The sequence below is a fragment of the Cupriavidus sp. GW821-FHT02F09 genome (assembly GCF_059421605.1).
In genome coordinates, this window is the sequence record NZ_JBWKVH010000062.1 from 17,724 (window position 1) to 36,629 (window position 18,906).

General features: G+C 61.1%; 22 protein-coding genes and 2 pseudogenes. 2 read left to right on the forward strand and 22 right to left on the reverse strand.

What is annotated here, in order from left to right; translation table 11 throughout:
• Positions 1-4: 4 nt before the first annotated feature.
• The 4 genes from AC07XB_RS36030 to AC07XB_RS36045 form a co-directional block, all read right to left on the reverse strand.
• Complete coding sequence (locus tag AC07XB_RS36030) at positions 5-1,084, reverse strand: porin (protein WP_492812291.1); 1,080 nt, start codon at positions 1,082-1,084, stop codon at positions 5-7.
• Positions 1,085-1,303: 219 nt separating this feature from the next.
• Positions 1,304-2,617: a fumarylacetoacetase gene (gene fahA, locus AC07XB_RS36035; protein ID WP_492372321.1), complete on the reverse strand. Its 1,314-nt coding sequence runs from the start codon at positions 2,615-2,617 to the stop codon at positions 1,304-1,306.
• Between the two features lie 7 nt (positions 2,618-2,624).
• A complete protein-coding gene (locus tag AC07XB_RS36040; RefSeq protein WP_492372320.1) occupies positions 2,625-3,428 on the reverse strand; it encodes a cyclase family protein in 804 nt (267 codons plus the stop codon).
• 43 nt (positions 3,429-3,471) lie between these two features.
• The gene (locus AC07XB_RS36045; protein ID WP_492372319.1) at positions 3,472-4,737 is read right to left on the reverse strand and encodes an MFS transporter; all 1,266 of its coding nucleotides are present in this window, start codon (positions 4,735-4,737) and stop codon (positions 3,472-3,474) included.
• Positions 4,738-4,927: 190 nt separating this feature from the next.
• On the opposite strand from AC07XB_RS36045, the gene AC07XB_RS36050 reads away from it, so the two are divergent.
• Positions 4,928-5,611, forward strand: a complete 684-nt coding sequence (locus tag AC07XB_RS36050; protein ID WP_492372318.1) for a TetR/AcrR family transcriptional regulator — start codon at positions 4,928-4,930, stop codon at positions 5,609-5,611.
• Positions 5,612-5,919: 308 nt separating this feature from the next.
• On the opposite strand, the gene AC07XB_RS36055 is transcribed toward AC07XB_RS36050, so the two are convergent.
• From AC07XB_RS36055 to AC07XB_RS36090, 8 genes and pseudogenes are all read right to left on the reverse strand, one after another.
• On the reverse strand, positions 5,920-6,747 hold the full coding sequence (locus AC07XB_RS36055) for an SDR family oxidoreductase (RefSeq protein WP_492812301.1): 828 nt from the start codon (positions 6,745-6,747) through the stop codon (positions 5,920-5,922).
• A gap of 23 nt (positions 6,748-6,770) precedes the next feature.
• Positions 6,771-7,217: an NAD(P)H-binding protein gene (locus tag AC07XB_RS36060; protein ID WP_492832477.1), complete on the reverse strand. Its 447-nt coding sequence runs from the start codon at positions 7,215-7,217 to the stop codon at positions 6,771-6,773.
• A 160-nt stretch (positions 7,218-7,377) separates the two neighbouring features.
• A complete protein-coding gene (locus AC07XB_RS36065) occupies positions 7,378-8,124 on the reverse strand; it encodes an SDR family oxidoreductase (protein ID WP_492832475.1) in 747 nt (248 codons plus the stop codon).
• 41 nt (positions 8,125-8,165) lie between these two features.
• A complete protein-coding gene (locus AC07XB_RS36070; RefSeq protein ID WP_492812304.1) occupies positions 8,166-9,149 on the reverse strand; it encodes an aldo/keto reductase in 984 nt (327 codons plus the stop codon).
• Between the two features lie 34 nt (positions 9,150-9,183).
• Positions 9,184-9,462, reverse strand: a pseudogene (locus tag AC07XB_RS36075) (aldo/keto reductase); the annotation flags it as partial.
• A 37-nt stretch (positions 9,463-9,499) separates the two neighbouring features.
• Complete coding sequence (locus AC07XB_RS36080; protein ID WP_492372313.1) at positions 9,500-9,631, reverse strand: hypothetical protein; 132 nt, start codon at positions 9,629-9,631, stop codon at positions 9,500-9,502.
• 19 nt (positions 9,632-9,650) lie between these two features.
• Entirely contained in the window at positions 9,651-10,643 is a 993-nt protein-coding gene (locus AC07XB_RS36085; protein ID WP_492832473.1) for an aldo/keto reductase, read from the reverse strand.
• The gene (locus tag AC07XB_RS36090) at positions 10,640-11,068 is read right to left on the reverse strand and encodes a (R)-mandelonitrile lyase (protein ID WP_492832471.1); all 429 of its coding nucleotides are present in this window, start codon (positions 11,066-11,068) and stop codon (positions 10,640-10,642) included. Before AC07XB_RS36090 ends, AC07XB_RS36085 begins: the two co-directional genes overlap by 4 nt.
• 99 nt (positions 11,069-11,167) lie before the next feature.
• Here AC07XB_RS36090 and AC07XB_RS36095 point away from each other — a divergent pair, with 99 nt between their 5' ends.
• Positions 11,168-12,061: a LysR family transcriptional regulator gene (locus AC07XB_RS36095; protein ID WP_492372310.1), complete on the forward strand. Its 894-nt coding sequence runs from the start codon at positions 11,168-11,170 to the stop codon at positions 12,059-12,061.
• A 156-nt stretch (positions 12,062-12,217) separates the two neighbouring features.
• Here AC07XB_RS36095 and AC07XB_RS36100 read toward each other — a convergent pair whose 3' ends face one another.
• The 10 genes and pseudogenes from AC07XB_RS36100 to AC07XB_RS36145 form a co-directional block, all read right to left on the reverse strand.
• A complete protein-coding gene (locus tag AC07XB_RS36100; RefSeq protein ID WP_492832469.1) occupies positions 12,218-12,934 on the reverse strand; it encodes a DUF1444 family protein in 717 nt (238 codons plus the stop codon).
• A gap of 151 nt (positions 12,935-13,085) precedes the next feature.
• Positions 13,086-13,703 carry a hypothetical protein gene (locus AC07XB_RS36105; RefSeq protein WP_492832467.1) on the reverse strand — a complete coding sequence of 206 codons (618 nt, stop codon included), beginning with the start codon at positions 13,701-13,703 and terminating at the stop codon, positions 13,086-13,088.
• A gap of 629 nt (positions 13,704-14,332) precedes the next feature.
• Positions 14,333-14,659 (reverse strand): toxin-antitoxin system YwqK family antitoxin, encoded by a 327-nt coding sequence (locus AC07XB_RS36110; RefSeq protein ID WP_492832465.1) that lies wholly within the window; start codon positions 14,657-14,659, stop codon positions 14,333-14,335.
• Between the two features lie 219 nt (positions 14,660-14,878).
• Positions 14,879-15,205 carry a tyrosine-type recombinase/integrase gene (locus tag AC07XB_RS36115; RefSeq protein ID WP_494752826.1) on the reverse strand — a complete coding sequence of 109 codons (327 nt, stop codon included), beginning with the start codon at positions 15,203-15,205 and terminating at the stop codon, positions 14,879-14,881.
• Positions 15,156-16,412 carry an MFS transporter gene (locus AC07XB_RS36120; protein WP_492372305.1) on the reverse strand — a complete coding sequence of 419 codons (1,257 nt, stop codon included), beginning with the start codon at positions 16,410-16,412 and terminating at the stop codon, positions 15,156-15,158. The genes AC07XB_RS36115 and AC07XB_RS36120 overlap by 50 nt, the downstream gene beginning before the upstream one ends.
• Before the next feature lie 397 nt (positions 16,413-16,809).
• Entirely contained in the window at positions 16,810-17,436 is a 627-nt protein-coding gene (locus AC07XB_RS36125; RefSeq protein ID WP_492812319.1) for a 3-keto-alpha-glucoside-1,2-lyase-like domain-containing protein, read from the reverse strand.
• A 35-nt stretch (positions 17,437-17,471) separates the two neighbouring features.
• Positions 17,472-17,930, reverse strand: coding sequence for a chromate resistance protein ChrB domain-containing protein (locus tag AC07XB_RS36130; RefSeq protein ID WP_492372303.1), 459 nt, complete (start codon positions 17,928-17,930; stop codon positions 17,472-17,474).
• 10 nt (positions 17,931-17,940) lie between these two features.
• Complete coding sequence (gene chrE / locus AC07XB_RS36135) at positions 17,941-18,267, reverse strand: rhodanese family chromate resistance protein ChrE (protein WP_492372302.1); 327 nt, start codon at positions 18,265-18,267, stop codon at positions 17,941-17,943.
• A gap of 15 nt (positions 18,268-18,282) precedes the next feature.
• Positions 18,283-18,546: pseudogene (locus AC07XB_RS36140) on the reverse strand (Fe-Mn family superoxide dismutase); the annotation flags it as partial.
• A 27-nt stretch (positions 18,547-18,573) separates the two neighbouring features.
• A partial coding sequence (locus AC07XB_RS36145) for a chromate transporter (RefSeq protein ID WP_492832462.1) occupies positions 18,574-18,906 on the reverse strand: 333 nt, incomplete at its 5' end.

Consider the following 18,906-nt stretch of genomic DNA (forward strand, 5'->3'; position numbering starts at 1 on the left):
GCGGCTAAAACTTGTGGCGCATGCCCAGCGCAAAGCTGGTGCCACTGCCTTTTTCGGTAACCTTGTCGAACATCGTCACAGCGTATACGTCCGTGCGTTTCGACAGAGCATAGTCATAACCACCGGCAAGTCCGTGACGCCGATAGTCCGCCATGACATCGCTACGTACGCGTGAAGACACTGCAGAGGCCAGGATCTTCCCGCTGCCGACCGGAATCTGGGCACCCACCTGCAGCGCGTCGGTCGTCGTTGATGCACCGCTGGTACTTGTGTGGACATACTCGGTCAGCAGCTTGATGACCTTGAAGTCATAGGACAATCCCCCGGCCATCGCTGTCTGCGCCCAGCTTCCCGCAGGAAGTCCGGGACCAAGCCGGGTTCTCTGGATGGCAAAACTCGCCGATAATGGCCCGCGATCATAGAGCAGCATACCGACAGCATTGTTCTGCGAACTCGTGCCCGGCTGCTCGCCAAGGCTATACAAGCCCCGGAACGAAATTCCCGCGAATTCCGGTGAGTAGTAGCCAATCGCGTTATTCCACGCGGTATCGCCGGCAATGTATCGGCCCTGCTGGGGCGTCCACAGGACGTTCTGGAGCGGCGAAAACTTCGTCGAGCCGGAAAACGCATCGAAGAGCGCGGTCGCCAGAAACGTCGGATTTGCTAGTCGCCCGAGACGCACTTCGCCAAAACCGCCCTCCAGGCCAACGTAGGCATTTCGGGAAAAGAGGCCATCCGTGGGAGCACGCCCATTGGCACCCGTGTCCATTTGGAAGAATCCCTCGAGGCGGTAGTTCGCCTTAAGACCGGCTCCCAAATCTTCGCTTCCTGTCATGCCCCAGAAGGACGTCTGCAGACCTCCACTTTCCACGCCAGTTGCAGAACGTTGTCCACTGAGATGGGTAACGCCGACATATGCGTCCGCGAGTCCATATAGCTGTGCGTTGGTCGCGTAGGACGCGCAAGGCAGCGCAAAGAGTGCCAGCGCATACAACCTTACTATCGGTTGCGCCCTCCGTGAGCCACCCGGCTCGCTACCAGCCTTACCATAGACGGCACAGCTTGCTTGTCGTTCCTTGTACAAAATTGATCTCCTCCGTTTTATTGACTTCGATCACCTCAAAAGAACAGCGTGGTCTTGGCGCATGAACAGCCTCACTGACGGGGGCGGTCGTCTTTTTCTGCGGCATTGCGAATGCCGATATTCGCCCGAGGGAGCTGAGCGCGAGGGCCCACTCACCACAGCATCGCAGCCCATAATCGGCGGGGAGTGGCGCGCGCGGCAGTAGTGGGTTGGAGACGGTCAGGCGGACGCAGGGGCTGGCAGCACGGTCCCATAGTTGACGCCGAAACCGATCCGCGCATAGTCGTCGCGCTCGCACCAGCCACGAAACACGACGGTATCGCCATCCTCAAGGAAGCCGCGTTGTTCGCCGTCTCCGATATCTACCGGTTGCGTCCCGGATACTGTGAGTTCGATCAGCGCACCCGCTTCGCCTGGGGCGGGGCCCGAGATCGTGCCGCTGCCCAGCAGGTCGCCGCTCTGTAGGTTGCAACCGCCCATGGTGTGGTGCGCAATCATCTGGCTCAGCGTCCAGTACTGGTGTCGGAAGCTGGTATGGGTCAGCGTGCGCGGTTGCCGGCCCTGTGTTAGCTGGTGCGCGCTGAGTATCGAGACCTCCAGTTGGATGTCGAAGGCGCCGGCCGCGGCATTGTCCGCCGAGCGAAGGTAGTCGAGCGGTTGCGGGCGCCCTGGGGCGCGCGTCCAGCCTGTGCGGTAAGGCAGCAGGGCTTCCAGCGTGACGATCCAGGGCGACAATGTGGTGGCGAAGTTCTTGGCCAGAAAAGGCCCTAACGGTTGCATCTCCCAAGTCTGAATGTCGCGCGCGGACCAATCGTTGAGCAGGCACAGGCCGAAGATGTGCTGCTGCGCCTTTGCCAGAGGGATGGGCGTACCACGTGCATTTCCGATGCCAATCACCGCGCCCACTTCCAGTTCGTAGTCCAGACGCTGGCAAGGTCCATACACAGGTGCGCTGCCCGGATCGGCGCGGTACTGCCCCATCGGCCGGTAGACCTGTTGGCCACTGACGCCGATGGAAGACACCCGGCCGTGATACGCGATCGGCAGCCAGTCAAAGTTGGGGTTCACCTCCAGCCCGAACTGGCGACAGCAGTTCACGGCGTGATCGAGCGAAGTATAGAAATCCGTGTAGTCGCCGATGCGTACCGGTATCGCAAACTCGGCCGCCGCCTGCGGCACCAGCGTTTCCCGTACTCGGCTCTCATGCGCACTGCCAGCCTCCAGCAGCGCAAAGATTCCGTGGCGCAATGCGCGCCAGGCGCTCGGACCCAATTCCAGCAGCGCATTTAGCGTCGGCGCTACGGCGGCCTGCATGGCCTCGGCGGCCGGGTCTGGCAGGCAGGCCCTGCCATGCAACGCGGCCAGGTCGACGATCTGGTCGCCGATTGCTACGCCGCCACGCCAGGCCTCGGCGCTGCCTTGCCGACGGAATATGCAGAGCGGGAGGTTCTGCAACGGGAAGTCGGAACCGGGCGCATTGGCCTGTGTCAGCCAACTGCGGCGAGCGGCATCATGTGTGTGGTTCAGTTCCATGGCGTTGTCACGCGGCGTTGAGCGCGTCGTCGAAGATGGCCACAGCACGCGTCCAGCCAGCGGAGGCACCTCGGATCTTGTGCGGGAAGCAAGAGATGTAGAAGCCATCCGGCGGCAGGGCCTCGAGGTTGTGCAGCTTCTCCAGGTGGCAATAGCCGATGTTGCGGCCCGCCTTGTGGCCTTCCCAGATCAATGAGGCATCGTGTGTCTCTGCATACTTTCTGGCCGTATGCACGAACGGCGCATCCCAGCTCCACGCGTCGGTGCCGGTCAGGCGTACGCCACGCTCAAGCAAGTACATGGTGGCGTCGAGTCCCATGCCGCAGCCGCAGGCGACGTAGTCAGGCTGGCCGTAGCGCTTGCCCGCTCGCGTGTTGACCACCACGATCTCCAGCGGCTTGAGCGCGTGCCCGATACGGGCGAGTTCCGCCTCGACGTCGCCGGCGGTGACCACATAGCCGTCATCCAGGCCGGTGAAGTCTAGCTTCACGCCCGGCTGGAAGCACCACTCCAGTGGCACCTCGTCAATGGTGATGGCGCGCTCGCGCTGCCCCAATGACTCGTTCATGGTGCTGTGGAAGTGATAGGGAGCGTCAAGGTGAGTGCCATTGTGCGTATTGAGCCGGACGTGCTCGATCGCCCAGCCTTCGCTGTCCGGCAGGTCTGACGGCATCAGCCCCGGAAAAAAGGCCGTGACCTGCTCGGCGGTGGAACGATGCGACAGGTACTCGATCTGGGGGCCATAGCCGGGCGGGTCGGAGACGACATCGTTTTCCAGGTAGATCGAGAGATCGACGAAGCGGCGTGTCATGGTGACAAGTCCTTTGTGGAGATACGTGAAATGGGGGGCGAGCTCAACGGGCATCGAGGGACGGATCGGCGCCCGGCACCTTGCGCACGTGGGCGCCGGTGTCCTGCGCGGCGATTTCACGTGGCAGCAGGGCAACCACGATCGCGGATAGCAGGAACAAGCCGCCGCACAGCGCGATACCGGGCGCAAAGCCGAACCCAGTCGCCGCCCAGCCCAGCGCCAGCGGAGCAAAGGCGGAGATGCCACGGCCGACGTTGAAGCAGAATCCGGCGCCGGTTGCGCGGATGTGCGTCGGGAACAGTTCGGCGAAGTAGGAGCCCACGAGGCCGGCGAAGGCCATGAAGAAGGCGAATACCGGGCCGAGGACGAGCAGGGTCGCATGGTCCGTGGCGAAAGCATAGGCCGGTAGCGTCAGTCCGGAGCCGACCAGCGACGCGATCACGGCACGCTGTTTCCCGATGCGGTCTGCGAGCAGGCCGAAGACGTTATAGCCAAGGAACATGCCGACATTCAGCACGGCCACGAAGCTGGCCATGGTGGTGACATCGAGCCCCCGTTCCTTGACCAGGAAGGTCGGTAGCCAGGTCGAAGCGCCCCAGTACGCGGACAGCGCCAAGGCCGAGGTCGCGGTGCCGAGCAGGGTAATGCGCAGCAGGCCGGGCGCGAACAACGCAGCAAGGCTGGCACGGCCGGCGCTTGCTCTGGTGGACTGCCCACTGGACCGTTGCGCGCGCCAGACCTCAGATTCCGGCACGCGCAGCCAGACGTAGCCGATGGCGATGGCCACGGCCGCGCCGCAGAGAAAGAACAACACGCGCCAGCCATGCGCCGGCAGCAGGTAGGCCGCTGCCAGGGCGGCCACGGTTGCGCCCGAAGAGAAGGAACTGAGCACGAAGGCAGTGGCCCGTCCGCGCTGGTGCGCCGGCCAGGTCTCGTTGACATGAGCCGCGGCCGTGCTCCAGACCCCGCCCAGGCCGAGGCCTGAGAGGAAGCGCAGGAAGAGAATCTGGCGCCAGTCGGTGGCGCCGGAAATTGCCATCGTGAGCGCGCCGAAAGTCACCAGCGACAGTAGCAGCGCCTTGCGGCGGCCCATGGTATCCGCCAGCCTCCCCATCACCACGCTGCTCAGCCCGATGCCGAGCAGCGTGGCTGTGACAAGCAAGCCGGCCTGCGCCTGTGTGATGTGAAGGGATGCGGTAATAGCCGGCATGGCGATGGCAAGGATGATGATGTCCACCGCGTCGAACATATAGCTCAGGAAGCAGCCGATAAGCACGCGCCACTTCAGCGAGGCAGGATTGGGGGGCATGATGGGTCTCCTGATTTGGCGCCCCTGGCCGAAGCAGGTGACGCACCAGTTTTGTACTGACTGTACGATCGTTCAGTATCGCGCAGAACGGACTGTACACTCGTGCAGTCAAACGCTACACTGGGGTAAACGCGGGTGCGAATGTGGCGAAGTGAGGTTCGCTACAATGGCGCGTCTATATGGAGGCAGCATGGAAGGCAGGGAAGCGCGGAAGTCGGTGGTCGGGGCGCGGGAAGAAGCGCAGGGGCTGCCGATCCCGGAAGCGAGCAAGCGCGAACGCGTGCTCGATGCAGCGGAGCGGCTTTTTGCCGAAGGCGGCTTTGACGGCGTGTCGATGCGTGATATCGCGGCGGCCGCGGACGTTGGCTTGCCGCTGATCGTTTACCACTTCGAGACCAAACGAAATCTGTACCGCGCGCTCTTTGAACGGCGTAAGACGCTGTTCGAGGCCCGGCTGGCGGCGCTACACGACCCCCTCATTGCCGGCGAGGATCCGGTGGAGCACATCGTGCGTGCGTTCGTGCAGCCAGTAATGCGGATCCAGGACACGGAGGCCGGCATCGCCTACGCCAAACTCGTCGCACGCGAGGCATCGGATCCAAGAGAAGCTGAGCGAGGCATTGTTGCGGACTACTTCGACCCCTTTGCCATGGAATTCGTCAAGGCGATCCGCAAGGCCCTGTCAGGCAACAGCGCCGGCTATGCGCATTGGGCCTATCTGTTTGCCGTGGGGGCGCTGGTAATGAGCGTGTTCGACAGCCGTATCGAGCGCATCTCCGGCGGCAAGGTCAAGGCCGGCGACGCGCGGCGCAAGTCCGAGTACCTGGTGACCTTCATCGCAGCGGGCATTCGCGCCGGGGCCGACCGGACTTGAACAGACCCTACTCAACTGGTATCTGGATTATCTAGAAATAGAATTCGTTCTCGTGATAAGTCTCTGAGATGACCAGAGCCTTCCGCTTCCGCCGATGGAGCGACTTGCATCGCTGGCCAGCGAAAGTCCGTTGGCTTGGCTGGAGCAGACGTTCGATTGGCCGAGTGATCGCGTGGACCAACTACGCTTCATGGCCGGCAGGCGACGGCTGTGATTGAGGGGCGGCAGGCCGTACCCGACCCATCTCGGCCATAGAGCGTAGCGAGCCGGCAATGGCCGCTTTCGAGGCATAAAACGCCAGGCAATCACTACTGCGGAGCCAAGGGGCCAAACCAATAGGAAGCGGTAACGCCGCCATCCATCAAGAAGTCGCTGCCGGTAAGGAAACCGCCGTCAGGCCCCATGAGCAGCGCCGCGACATTCGCGACCTCATCGGGCGTGCCAGCTCGCTTCGCCGGGCAGCCGGCGATCATGCGGCGGTATCCTTCGCCACGCGGACCGGACAATTCGTCCTTCGCGAGCGGCGTGATGATGATGCCGGGGCTGATCGTGTTGACCCGCGCACCGCGCTTGCCCCAACGAACGGCCTCGAACATCACACGCAGCGCATTGCCACGCTTCGAGAGCTGATAGGCGTGCAGGGAATCCTTGACCTGGTTGGGCTGAAGCAAGGGCAGCTTCAGCAAATCCTCGACAGGTGTTGACGCGAGCGCCTTGTTTTCGTCGATTGTTAGCGGCGGCAGCCGGTGTCCTGACTGCGACGCGATGACAATTCCGGAACCGCCTTCCGCGATCACCCTGCCGAACTCTTCAAGAATGACCGCCGTGCCGTAGAGATCGACTTTCAGGATCGTCTCCGGCGAGGCTTGCGACGGCGAGACGCCCGCCGCCTGGATGAGACCGTGAACCTCTCCCAGCGATGTAGCTTTTGCGACCAAGGCTTGGATGGACGCGCGCGATGAAATATCGACGGTTGTTGTCGTCACGTCGAATCCGGCTTCGCTCAGCGTCTTCGCGGCCACATCGGCATTTTCTTGCCGCAGGTCAGCGAGCAGGAGATGCTTGCCGGCGCCGACCCGGCGCGCGATGGCCTGCCCGATTGATCCAGGCCCGATGACAACGATGACTTTCTGCATGGTGTTGTGTCCTTCTATTTGATTCAGCGATCGCTGACGCCGATGCTGCTGCCAACGTAGAGCCCGGGCGTGGTCGCAATCTTGGCGATCAGCCCTGACAGGCTATCGAGAGAGAGATCGTGACCCTGGAACGGTTCGCCCTTCTGCGTGATGGTGTATCGCCCTCCAGGATCGTGCGTGAACCAACCCGGCCGCAGGATCGTATAGTCGAGATCGGACGCCTCGATCAGCGCGGCCGAGTCCCGGTAAGGGTCAAGAATGCTGCGATATTTCTCGCCCGGCACTTCGCTGTAAATCCCCATCGAGCTGATGAAGATCAGCCGCTTCAAACCGACCGCGTGCATCGCGTCGACAATGCTTCGCGCCTGCCGGGCCATGTCCCCCGACAGGTTCGCGTAGACGACATCCTGGTCCTGCATTGCGCAGCCCAATGCGGCCGTGTCGAGAACATCCCCTTCGATGATGGTCACGCGGACCGGGTCAGGGTTTTCAAGCCGCCTGGCCGCGCGTAAAAAAAAGCGTCAGCGAGACGTCCGCGCGTTCAAGCAGAACGCGCGTCGTATTCCGCGCCAGGCCGCCATTGGCTCCAAGGATCAGAATTCTTGTCATTCAGGCAATCCCCAGTCGACTTCACAGTTCCTGAGCCGTGGGGCGGAACAGGATTTCGTTCACGTTCACGTCCACGTCTTCGGGCTGTTGTATCGCGAAAGCGACCATCCTTGCAAAGCTGTCTGCCGGAATGGCGAACTTCTCGTAAAAGTCGGCGATGCCTGCCGCTACATCGGCTTCGGTGACGCTCTGGGGCAGTTCCGACTGCACCGCGCCCGGCGAAATGATCGTCGTGCGGATGTTGTGGGGCTTCACCTCCTGACGCAGTCCCTCGGAGAGCACCCGAACCGCTGTCTTCGTGGCGCAGTAAACAGCGTTGTTCTTGCCGACCTTATGGCCCGCGACCGACGACACGTTGATGATGTGACCGCTTTTCTGGCGCGTCATATGCGGGAGCGCCGCGGCGATGCCATACAGCACGCCCTTGATATTGACGTCGATCATCCTCTCCCAATCCTCGATCTTTCCGCGCTCCAGAGGCGAGTGCGGCATCAGACCGGCATTGTTGATGATGACGTCAATGCGGCCGTGGGTCTTCACCGCCCAATCGACGAGCGCCTTGACCTGTTGGGCATCAGTGACGTCCGTCTCGACTGCCGCGTCTTCGGGGAGCTCGAGTTCGGCGGCCAACGCCTTCAGGCGATCGACGCGACGAGCGCCGAGCACCAGCTTTGCGCCGTCTGCCGCCAGGCGGCGAACGGCTGCTTCACCAAGGCCGCTGCTTGCGCCGGTGATGACAATAACCTTGCCTGCGATGTTCTCTGACATGGTCGTCCTTTCTGCGCAAATCGCGCGATTAATGGAGAGGGCTACTTTCCGACGCGCGCTTGCAGATGCGCCGGGTAACGGTCGCCCTGGACAGCAATGGTCGAGAGCGCCGAATCGATATCGCGCAGGTTGTCGGCGGATAACTCGACGGCGGCCGCGCCGATGTTTTCTTCCAGTCGATGCAGCTTCGTCGTGCCGGGGATCGGCACGATCCAGGGCCTTTGCGCCAGAAGCCACGCAAGCGCGATTTGCGCGGGCGTCGCATTCAGTCCGGTCGCGATCTGTTTCAACACGTCAACCAGGCCCTGGTTGGCTTTGCGGTTTTCTTCCGAAAAACGCGGCACCACATTGCGGAAGTCGGACTTGTCAAAGCTGGTGCTCTCATTGATCGCGCCCGTCAGGAAGCCCTTGCCAAGCGGGCTGAACGGCACAAAACCAATGCCCAGCTCTTCGAGTAGCGGCAGAATCTCCTTCTCGGGCTCGCGCCACCACAGAGAATATTCGCTTTGCAACACAGCGACCGGCTGCACGGCATGAGCGCGACGGATCGACTGCACGCCTGCTTCCGACATGCCGAAATGCTTGACCTTGCCTTGCTGGATCAACTCTTTGACGGTGCCCGCGACGTCTTCCATTGGAACGTTCGCATCGACGCGGTGCTGATAGAAGAGGTCGATGCGATCGGTCCGCAGCCGCTTCAGCGCAGCGTTCGCCACTTCGCGGATGCGCTCCGGTCGGCTATCCTGGCCCTTGCTGGCGTCGCCATCTTGGAAACCGAACTTCGTCGCGATAACGACCTGGTCCCGAAATGGCTGCAGCGCCTCGCCCAACAACTCTTCGTTGGCGCCTTGCGCATAGGCTTCGGCCGTATCGAAAAATGTCACGCCGCGTTCGAACGCGGTGCGGATCAGCTTGAGCGCGTCGGTCTTGTCGGCGGCGGGACCGTAGCCATAGCTGAGTCCCATGCAGCCAAGACCGGGGGCAGAGACTTCGAGGCCGCTTTTACCGAGAATTCGTTTTTGCATGTTTATTTCCTTGCATGTGATAGTGAGGCACAGGTCAGGCGTGCTGTTCGTCGCCGGTTCCCCGGGCGCCATGTACCTCGATTTTTGCCGCTGCCGTTTCAATCTCCCGCATGTCGTCCGCTGTCAGCATGACGCTCGCCGAAGCCAGGTTCTCGTCAAGCCGATGCAGCTTTCGGGTTCCGGGGATCGGCGCAATCCAGGGCTCTTTTGCAAGGAGCCATGCCAGCGCGATCTGTGCGGCAGTCACCTCTTTTTTGTTCGCGATCTCGTTTAGCAGGTCGACGAACGCCAGATTGGCCTGCATCGCCTCAGGGGTGAAGCGCGGAAACCAGGACCGGACGTCGGATTTATCAAAGCCCGCCTTGGGATTCGATCATCTCCTGCTTGTCGGGCGCAGGACCGTAATTCGTGCTCATGCCCATGCAGCCGAGGCCAAGCGCGGAGACTTCCAATCCGTCCTTACCAAGGATACGTTTGTGCATCGTTTCGTGCCCGTATGGTTTAGCGGTCGATCGCCGCATCCAGGGAAGCCGACAGCGGCGCGCCCTTGATGTCGATCGTCTCGAAGGCGTTGTCGATCTCGCGCAGGTCGTCCGGCGTCAGCACAAGGTCGGCGGCCGGCAGGTTGTCATCGAGGTGCTCGATCCTTGTACCGCCGGGGATCGGCACGATCCAAGGCTTCTGCGCGAGCAGCCACGCCAGCGCAACCTGAGCCGGCGTGCTGTTTTTGCGGGCGGCCAGGTCCTTCAGAAAGTCGACGACCTTGAAGTTGGCCTCCATGGCTTCGGGCGTGAAGCGCGGGAAATCCTTGCGCAGGTCGTTGGCATCGTCAAACTTCATGCCTCGCGTGATCTTGCCGGTCAGGAAACCCTGGCCGAGCGGGCCCCATGCAACGAGGCCAATGCCCAGCTCCTCGCAGAGAGAGAACTTCGTCTGCTCAGGCTCGCGCATCCAGAGTGAGTAATGGTCCTGAATGGCCGTCACCGGCTGCACCGCGTGTGCCAGGCGGATGTTTGCCGCGCTTGCCTCCGACAAGCCGAAGTGCAGGACCTTTCCTTCGGCGATGAGATCTTTGACAGCACCAGCAACGTCCTCCATCGGCACGTTCGGGTCAACGCGGTGCTGATAAAGGAGGTCGATATGATCGGTGCGCAGGCGTTTAAGGGAAGCATCGACCACCGCGCGAATATGCGAGGGCCGGCTGTCGAGTCCGGTCAATTCGCCTTTCTCATTGATCGCGAAGCCGAACTTCGTGCACACCAGTGCCTGGTCCCGGACCGGCTGCAACGCCTCTCCGACCAGATCTTCGTTGATGAAGGGGCCATAGCCTTCGGCTGTGTCGAACAGCGTGACACCGCGATCTACGGCCGAGCGGATGACCTGCAGCGCTTCACTGCGCTCCGTTGCGGGCCCGAGTCCGAAGCTCAGGCCCATGCACCCGAGGCCGATAGCAGAGACTTCCAGCCCGTTCTTTCCGAGAATACGCTTCTTCATGACCCAACTCCTTGATCGCTTACGGTCACGCCGGCCAGGTACTGCTCGTCTGTGACCTTTTCCATCCAGTCGACCGGGCTGCCGTTAAGCTTTTCAGCGATAGCGATGTGCGTCATCGCCGTGATAGCAGTCGCGCCGTGCCAGTGCTTTTCGCCGCGTGCGATCCAGACGATGTCGCCAGGCCGGATCTCCTGAACTGCGCCGTCCTCGTGCTGCACCAAACCGAGGCCTGCGGTCACGATCAGCGTCTGACCGAGCGGATGTGTATGCCAGGCAGTCCGCGCGCCCGGTTCGAACGTCACCGTCGCGCCGCCAATCCGGGCCGGCTGCTCGCCTGCGAATGGTGCATCGACTCGCACTGTTCCCGTGAAGTACTCCGCGGGCCCTTTCGCCGAAGGCTGCGAGCCGCTTCTTGTGATTTCCATGGACGCTCCTTGGTTTGGTATCTCGACCTTCAATTTAGCAACGCGTCTTCCCGCGATAAAGAGCTAGAATCCGCATGATGCTAGAAGGCAGGCTTATAAATGGCGCGTTCCGACCTCTCCGATATCACCGCGTTTTTGGCCGTCGCACGTGATGGCAGCTTCACAAAGGCGGCCGCGAAGCTCGGCGTTTCGCAGTCTGCGCTAAGTCAGACTGTGCGCAATCTGGAAGCCCGGCTCGGGCTGCGGCTTCTGACTAGAACCACCCGCAATATTTCGCCGACGCAAGCCGGCGAACGGCTGATCCAGTCGGTCGGCCCCCGCCTGGATGAGATCGAGGCCGAGCTGAGTGCGCTTACCGCTCTGCGTGACACGCCGGCGGGCACGGTGCGCATCGCCGCTGGAGAACACGCGGCAGAACTGCTGCTGTGGCCGGTAATCGAACGGCTTCTGCCTGACTATCCGGACATCACGATCGAAATCGTTGTCGACAACGGACTCACGGACATCGTCGAACAACGGCTCGATGCAGGTGTGCGGCTTGGCGAGCAGGTCGCCAAGGATATGGTCGCCGTTCGCATCGGCCCCGATGTGAGCATGGCCGTGGTCGGCACGCCGGAGTATTTCGCGAGGCACTCGAAGCCGAAGACGCCGCAGGACCTGACGGCACATAACTGCATCAACATCCGGCTGCCAACGGCCGGTGGCATTTACGCGTGGGAGTTCAGGAAGGGAGGACGCGAACTGAACGTGCGCGTCGAAGGGCAACTCGTGTTCAATACGGCGACGATGGCCGTCAAGGCCGCACTTGCTGGCGTCGGCCTCGCCTTCGTTCCCGAACAACGGGTGCAGTCGCAACTCGCGAGCGGGGAGCTGCTGCGCGTGCTGTCCGACTGGTGTCCGTCGTTTTCCGGCTTTCACCTGTACTATCCGAGCCGCCGGCAACCGACTCCTGCGTTCGTTGTCGTTGCTCAAGCGCTGCGTCAAGGCGCGTAGGCTTCACGCATCAAATATAACGCGGTCGTCCAACAGCGCCTTGAGCGTCTGCTTTCAGAGGCCGGGCTGCCTGCCGGATGTCGAATAGTTGATGGGAGCGAATGACGGTTCGTGGCCGGCAGCAGCAGTCCGCTCAATCGCGCCGCCGCCGGCAACTTAAGCGGAAAGAGCGTGAGGGACCCACTCTCCGTCACGACGGGCGAACACGCATGTCGTCAGTGCGTACCTTTTCTCAGGAAGGTCTCTGCTGGCCATCTCCTGCATGAATGACAGCGCGCCTTCCCATCCGGAAGCCGACACGAACAACAAATCGCGCGCGGGGACTACAGCGAGAATTTCGCCAGGCATCTGTTCCTCGACCTGCTCCCATAATGATTCCAAGAGCAGCAAGGTCGCCTCAAAATTCCCTCCGGCGGTAACCATGTAGCGAGGCGCCTCGCCATGAAACTCAATCTCGGGTAACCGCATAGGCAAATTGCGAAGAGCGAGTGAATGCAACTCTTCCTCTGAAATCGAGGCATCCCTAAGTTCTCGATAGGTAACGAAACGAAAGTGAGTTGGCAAGTCGATTGCGTACATGACAATCAAGTCTGCGGCAAACGGTCGCATGACAGGCGATTCGTCGCGAGCGAGGGTCAAGACTACGGCAGAAGGGTCGGCCGGTTCCATCACCTTGAGGATAGGGACTAGCAGGCTAAGGTCCAGGCCACCTGCTGCTGCTGAGACTCCCGCCGACGTCTCCGTGGCGGTGTTCGTTGTCGCCTGTGTTTTTCGCCTTCTAGGCAGACCAAACATTTGAATTTCTTGATAGTTGTTTATAGACGCCTTCAGCAGATGCGCATTGTAGTGCGCCTGTATCGAGTATGCATACAAACCGGCGTGGGATCTCCATTGACTGAAACTCAGCCGGTCTCGGTCGGCTACCCATCGCCAAGCCGCGGCCGTCTCTGACCGACGCGAAGCAGACTGTCGAGGTTCTCTTTGCTGCGGCAGGCCAACGCCGGTGCGTGGCACTGCAAGGCGGCTACAGACATTCGTACTTGCCCTCGGCATCAACATATAGGACGCTGACCACGTACCACCGCCCATCAATCCTTTTCAGGTGATACTCGTAGTCATCCGTCATCGTTAGTGAGCCTGTGACCCTTGTGTGACGGGTCCTCACCAAGGACGCCTCACCTGCGGAATCGGCGCTGACGATTTCCTCTTGCGTACTGCTGTGCGCGGACCTGCTCCCAAATGAGATGGGCTGGTGATTACAGCCGGGCGGACAATACTTTCTCATCAGTACCTTGTTCGCTGATTCCGCTGCGGCCATGCCAAGAGCAGCATCACGCTCATCGGTCGCAGTGGCATACTGATTCCAGGTCTCGTAATCCGAGATGAAAGCGCGGATCATTTCTGTCGGTTCAGCTTTTACAACCGCAGATGCATCCAGATGAAAAGCGGGAACTTCCTCGGACTGCAAATGTACGCCCGGAATGGGTGCCTGCCGCGCCGCCTTGCCCCAGATCGCAATGGTCCCTTCGAAGTGGCCAGGATCCGTTGCCGCAATGCATATTCGCGACGGAATGACGCTCTTTTCTTCGTACTCGGGACTCGCGCTGTATTGGCGCACGTTCCCGTTCCTTGCCATCGGCATGATCGTATCGTGATCCAGCCGTTGTTTCAGCTGGGCCGCAAATGGCGGGACGTAGACAATGTTTGGGGGAACATCCTCGCCACCGAATTTAGCAGGTAACAGGAACAGCTTCTACAACTTGCCACGCCTGTAGAGCGCTTCGGCCTTCTCTCGCGAGTCAATGTGCCGATAGTCCGGACCGCTGGCCGGCAAACCTTTTCGCTTGAGCCAGCCGAACATCCTTTCAAACTCCCGAAAGAAACCGAACAGGACGTACGCTAGGGCAGGAGGACTTCAAAAACCACCAGTGACCTCATGGAACTTGCCGCGTAGGCCAGGCGCATATGAGAGTGGCATTTCCACAAAGAGATTGACGATCTTCCCTGAGGTAACGTAACCGAGATAAGCGAAGACGCTTTGCCCCGGGTGGTGCCCTCATAGTGGGAGGAATTCACTTGAATAACAAAACCAGGGCGGTAGCTCATCTTCGCGAAGCAGGTCAATCATAGTAAGTCTCAGTCATTTTCCGGCACTCGGAAGTTTAACCTGTGGTTCAGTGATGCGTGGGCTAAGACGAATTCCATGAGGTGTCTAGTAACTTCAAACGAGCACTTGTGGCCCGAGACGGTCATGTCGCGCCATTCGCTCTGTCAGCCAGTCACAGTAGGGAAACTCTGGGAAGGCTCCTCCTTGCCAGTGTCGGACCAAAATCGCCATGTTCCCGTCTCGTTGCCGCCAACGAAGTAGCCCTCGGCCGCCGGTACACCGTTCGGATGAAAATCTCGCCAGAGCCCTTCTTCTTTCCCTTTGACATACGTACCCTCAGAGAGAATCGAGCCATTCTCTCCATAGTGAACAAAAAGTCCATGGCGAAGCCATTTGCTTCCATCCGGCGCGATCACGCGCGCGTAGCGATAGCGCACGCGTCCCGAGTCGTAGAGAATCTCAGCAATATCAAGCTTCGAGGAGGCGTTCATCAGTCGCTCGTTCGTCGGCGGATATACGTATTCTAGCCTTCGCCACAGAAGGTGCTTCAATAACCGCTCATGGCTATGGCTTCAACTGGTCAACGCGACGGCCAGATAGTCCAACATCTCCCTGGTGAGATTCCAGGCGCGTATCAGCTGGCGGAGATCCGTCATAAGCGTGGGTCCGCTAGCTATGCCGCGTCCGGGAGGCGGATGCCCGTTCCCGCCTCAGGACCCACGATAGAACTTCTCGACGTCCTGTAAGCGCCCGTCGCGATCTGCCGTGCTATATAGCGTTGTTGTCGCGATGGAGGTGTGTCCCAGGTAGCCTTGCATGACGTTGAGGGCCATGCCGGCGGCGAGACCGTGTGAGCCGAATGCATGCCGGAAGGCATGCGGGTGAATCCGGCCCATGTCCGCCAATAGTGCCTTCGGAGAGCGCGTATCCGAGGCGGGTCTGGCAGAGCTACACGCAAGCCATGCACGGATCAAAGTCGATTTCCGGTCAATCGACCGGTTTGATACGTCGAAAGGCGCCCAGGAGCGCCAGGTCATAGGTGATTTTGAGCAGGCCGCAGGCGACCAGCGGTGCACCGACCCAGCCCAAGGCCAACAGCGCGCCTGCTAGGGTCGGGCCGAGTGCGGAAGCCAGGCTTCTGGGGACCGCGGTCAGGCTTGCGGCCGCCGGTCGCTCCGGCGGCGTGACCACCGCCATCACATAGGCAGTCCGGGTCGGTACGTCCATCTGTGACAGCGCGCTGCGCACGAGCAACAAGGCCAGGGCCGCCACCAAGGAGGGGGAGAAGGCGGCCGCGATCAGGCAGAGGCTGGATGGAATATGGGTAAACACCATCGTGTTCAGCAAGCCGAACTTGCGGGACAGCGGCACGGCAACGAGTTGGGAGCCGGCCGTGAGCATCCCCGCCCAGAAAAAGAACTGGCCAGCGGCGCCAAGGGAAAGACCGAAGCGCTGCATCAACCACAGTGCCAGCAGCGAGTTCACCACCAGCCCGCCGGCAAAGGCGTCGACGCTAAAGAGCAGTGCAAGGCGGGTAACGATCCGGCGAGACGGGCCAAGCGGTACTCGCACCGATGTCGCGTGCGGGTGTGGCTCGGGGATGCGCGCATAGAGGAACCAGAGTGCGACACCCGTCAATGCATAGATCATGAACATCACGCGCATGGCGCTGAGGAACGATATCCCCAACTGCGGGGCAAGCCAGCCCGGCAGCGCTGCCGCCAGCGCGCCGATGGCGGCGGAGAAGGCGCCAGTCAGGCTATAGCGGGCGAATAGCGCAGTGCGAGCATCAGAGGTCGACGAGTCGGCGAGACGAGCCTGCTCCAGCGGCAGGAAAACACTGACGTCACCGGAACTCGGGTTGAGCGTGCCGACGAATGCGACGAGCAACAGTGGCCATAGGGAGGACAGTCCGGCGAAGCCGATGCCGGTTGCGACCATCAATGCAGCCGCCAACACCAGCAGGCGGCGCTGTGGGTAGCGATGGCCGAGGACGCCTACCAGTATCGTCGCCAGTGCTGAGCCGATCAGGGTCGCACTGCTGATCAACCCCACCGCCAGTTGCGCGAAACCGAGTCCCAGCAGGTATGCTGGCAGCAGGACGGCGATGAACCCGTCACAGAAGCCGCGTAACGCGCGGCCGACGAGAAGCGGCAACGCGCCTGCGTGAACGCCTGCCGGCAACACCTGGCGTGCAAGCCAGCCTCGACTGTTGGGTGCAACTGGGTCTTTAAGGGTATGCATCGCGAAGGTGCCGTCTGTGTGATGTGTCATAGCCGGCCGTACTGAAGTGGATCCGGTCAATTCAGGTGGGTTCTCGAGCAATAAATTGCATGAGGGTCTCCCGATCGGCAGCTTGAGCCGTTCTCCTGTGGCCAACTCGCGTCAATTATCTTCGTCATTATCATCGTCGGCACGGGCGGCGAACTGTTTGCCGTCTTCGCCAATGAGAACGGTTTGTTTCTCGCTGCCGGTGCCGAGCGTAATCTCATAGCGGATCTTGCCGTTTGCTGTCTGCTTCTCGATCTCGCCGACCGTACGGCCCTGCGCTTGCTTCTCGATTGCCGCTTTGACCGGAGCAGGTACTTGCGCAATATCAATGGGCTGGTGACTGCGCTCACCGAATAGCTCTTCCTTGTTGTCACTTCGTGCTGGCGTTTCCGAATGAGACGGTGTCGAACAAGGTCACGCTATCCGCCTTGGTCCATACGCCGACCCGGCCGGCGCCGCCGATGTGATCGTCCGCGACATCGATATAGCGCTTGCCGTCCAGCGCCACCTGGATGCGGTTGCCCACGAAGTCCACGTGCAGCGTATGCCAGACTCGGGCGGCGACAGGGGCTTCCTGGTACTGGATCGTGTGTCGGCGGCCCCCCGTCGTGTAGTACAGCGAGACGTTGTTTTCCAGTGCGTTTGCCCGCGCGACATAGTAGTTATCGCCGTCCTTCCAACGCCAGACAACGCCGCCAGCTTGATCTTCGCGGCCTGAAACGGGCTTGAACTTCGCCTCCACGAAGCCATCGGCGATAGAGACGTCTTGCTTCACGCACCAGGGGAAATCTCCGGAGCCCGATTGCTTGAGCACGTTGGCGCCGTCCTGCGCGGTCGGGTCTGTCTCGACGGTCCATTTGGGCTTGCCGCGGCCGGTGACACCCGCCACCCATCCCGCCGGCAATGCACCTTGTTGGTCCTGGTTGAACATAAGCGTCTCTCCAGTTGCCGGCATGGCTGTCAGAAGCATCGATACCATGAGCAGGATCGGTTTCATGGAGCACCTCCTGGGCGATGCGGTAACGGAACGATTTACGCCGGCATCTTCGGCGGCCATTGATGCGTTTCCGCCTGGCAATGCTGGCACCAGGCATACAAGGCGTCATACATCACCATGCCGTGCCGGAGCATCTCGTGATCGTCGACGAATACTTGCGAGAGACCCAGCGAGATAGCGTAGAGCCCTCCGGATTGCGGGGTCAGGTCCAGCTTTGACGTGTCCGCGCCCCGCACAATGCCAGCGAGTTGTTGCAAGGCAGGATCGTTCAGATGGTACTTATCCAGGAACGCGTCGAAGCTGCACAGTTCGCCGACATGCGATAGCTCGACGCCGGGGATGTCGTAGGGAACGGCACCCGTCTCGCCAGCGACTTTCACGACGTCGCCGGTGGGCGCGTACAAAAATTCTGGTTCCTTGTCGATAAAGCGGGCGATCAGCCAAGGACAGGCAATCCGGTCAATCTTCGGACGTTCGCGGGTAATCCATTTCATGGCTGACTCCTTACGGTTTGCCGATCGTGGGGTGATTGCCGGCGGCCCACTCCTCGATGCCGCCGGTGAGATACGCTGCTTGGAAGCCTGTGTCTTCTAGCCGGGCGGCACTGTCCTGGCTGACTTGATGACCGTGTACGCAATAGACGATCACCGGTCGGCCGGTGTCGAGCGCGGAGATCCAGCCGTCAATGTTGTCGGGATCGCGCCAGGAGGCGCCTGCGATCATTTGCGCGCTGGCATCAAAGGCCGGCTTGCGTCTGACGTCGACAATCTGAGGTGGGGCAGGACCTTGGATAGCTTCGGCAAGTTCGCGGGGAGAAATGGCTGTGGGCATGATCTGGTATTCGAATTATTTTTGGGCCACGGCGAAGCGCTCGGCTGCCTGGGCCCAATGGATGTTCTGCACGAAGGCATCCGCATAAGCCGCAGCTTTTGCGCCGAAGTCCCTGTGGTAAGAATGCTCATACATGTCAAGCGCCAGGATCGGGGTAGCCCCGGCGAGGGTATGTGCGTGATCTGGCGCCCACTGGTTGACGAGCCGCTTGTCGCGCGGCGAGTAGGTCAGCAGCACCCATCCCGAGCCGCCGCCTAGCGCTTTGCCCATTGCGGTGAATCATGATGGATTCCTTGTTCGTGCGGCTCATGCGTGGAGGAGTGGGTAGGCGACCAGGCCGATTAGTGCAGCGCCGACGACGATGACTGGTTCAGGCAGCTTCTTGAATTTCCAAAGCAACGCGACGGTAACAAGCGCAAGCAAGACCGTGGGCAGATCGATAATTGAGCGTTTGGCCAGGACGATCACGGCGCCCGTGATGGCCCCAACAGCTGCCGCCGTCACGCCATCGACGAAGGCGATGATGCCGGGGCGCTTCCCGTACTTCTTGAAGTAGGGTGCCGGGATCACGGTGAACAGGTAGCAAGGCAGGAAGGTGCCCAGCGCGGCCACGGACGCCCCTGGCAGGCCGGCAACCAG

What these genes read in the sequence shown, in the direction of transcription:
- fahA (WP_492372321.1), bottom strand. Translation starts at nt 2,617, where the DNA reads ATGGAACTGAACCACACACATGATGCCGCTCGCCGCAGTTGGCTGACA.
- AC07XB_RS36040 (WP_492372320.1), bottom strand. Translation starts at nt 3,428, where the DNA reads ATGACACGCCGCTTCGTCGATCTCTCGATCTACCTGGAAAACGATGTC.
- AC07XB_RS36045 (WP_492372319.1), bottom strand. Translation starts at nt 4,737, where the DNA reads ATGCCCCCCAATCCTGCCTCGCTGAAGTGGCGCGTGCTTATCGGCTGC.
- AC07XB_RS36050 (WP_492372318.1), top strand. Translation starts at nt 4,928, where the DNA reads ATGGAAGGCAGGGAAGCGCGGAAGTCGGTGGTCGGGGCGCGGGAAGAA.
- AC07XB_RS36055 (WP_492812301.1), bottom strand. Translation starts at nt 6,747, where the DNA reads ATGCAGAAAGTCATCGTTGTCATCGGGCCTGGATCAATCGGGCAGGCC.
- AC07XB_RS36065 (WP_492832475.1), bottom strand. Translation starts at nt 8,124, where the DNA reads ATGTCAGAGAACATCGCAGGCAAGGTTATTGTCATCACCGGCGCAAGC.
- AC07XB_RS36070 (WP_492812304.1), bottom strand. Translation starts at nt 9,149, where the DNA reads ATGCAAAAACGAATTCTCGGTAAAAGCGGCCTCGAAGTCTCTGCCCCC.
- AC07XB_RS36080 (WP_492372313.1), bottom strand. Translation starts at nt 9,631, where the DNA reads ATGCACAAACGTATCCTTGGTAAGGACGGATTGGAAGTCTCCGCGCTT.
- AC07XB_RS36085 (WP_492832473.1), bottom strand. Translation starts at nt 10,643, where the DNA reads ATGAAGAAGCGTATTCTCGGAAAGAACGGGCTGGAAGTCTCTGCTATC.
- AC07XB_RS36090 (WP_492832471.1), bottom strand. Translation starts at nt 11,068, where the DNA reads ATGGAAATCACAAGAAGCGGCTCGCAGCCTTCGGCGAAAGGGCCCGCG.
- AC07XB_RS36095 (WP_492372310.1), top strand. Translation starts at nt 11,168, where the DNA reads ATGGCGCGTTCCGACCTCTCCGATATCACCGCGTTTTTGGCCGTCGCA.
- AC07XB_RS36105 (WP_492832467.1), bottom strand. Translation starts at nt 13,703, where the DNA reads ATGCCGATGGCAAGGAACGGGAACGTGCGCCAATACAGCGCGAGTCCC.
- AC07XB_RS36110 (WP_492832465.1), bottom strand. Translation starts at nt 14,659, where the DNA reads ATGAACGCCTCCTCGAAGCTTGATATTGCTGAGATTCTCTACGACTCG.
- AC07XB_RS36115 (WP_494752826.1), bottom strand. Translation starts at nt 15,205, where the DNA reads ATGACCTGGCGCTCCTGGGCGCCTTTCGACGTATCAAACCGGTCGATT.
- AC07XB_RS36120 (WP_492372305.1), bottom strand. Translation starts at nt 16,412, where the DNA reads ATGCATACCCTTAAAGACCCAGTTGCACCCAACAGTCGAGGCTGGCTT.
- AC07XB_RS36125 (WP_492812319.1), bottom strand. Translation starts at nt 17,436, where the DNA reads ATGAAACCGATCCTGCTCATGGTATCGATGCTTCTGACAGCCATGCCG.
- AC07XB_RS36130 (WP_492372303.1), bottom strand. Translation starts at nt 17,930, where the DNA reads ATGAAATGGATTACCCGCGAACGTCCGAAGATTGACCGGATTGCCTGT.
- chrE (WP_492372302.1), bottom strand. Translation starts at nt 18,267, where the DNA reads ATGCCCACAGCCATTTCTCCCCGCGAACTTGCCGAAGCTATCCAAGGT.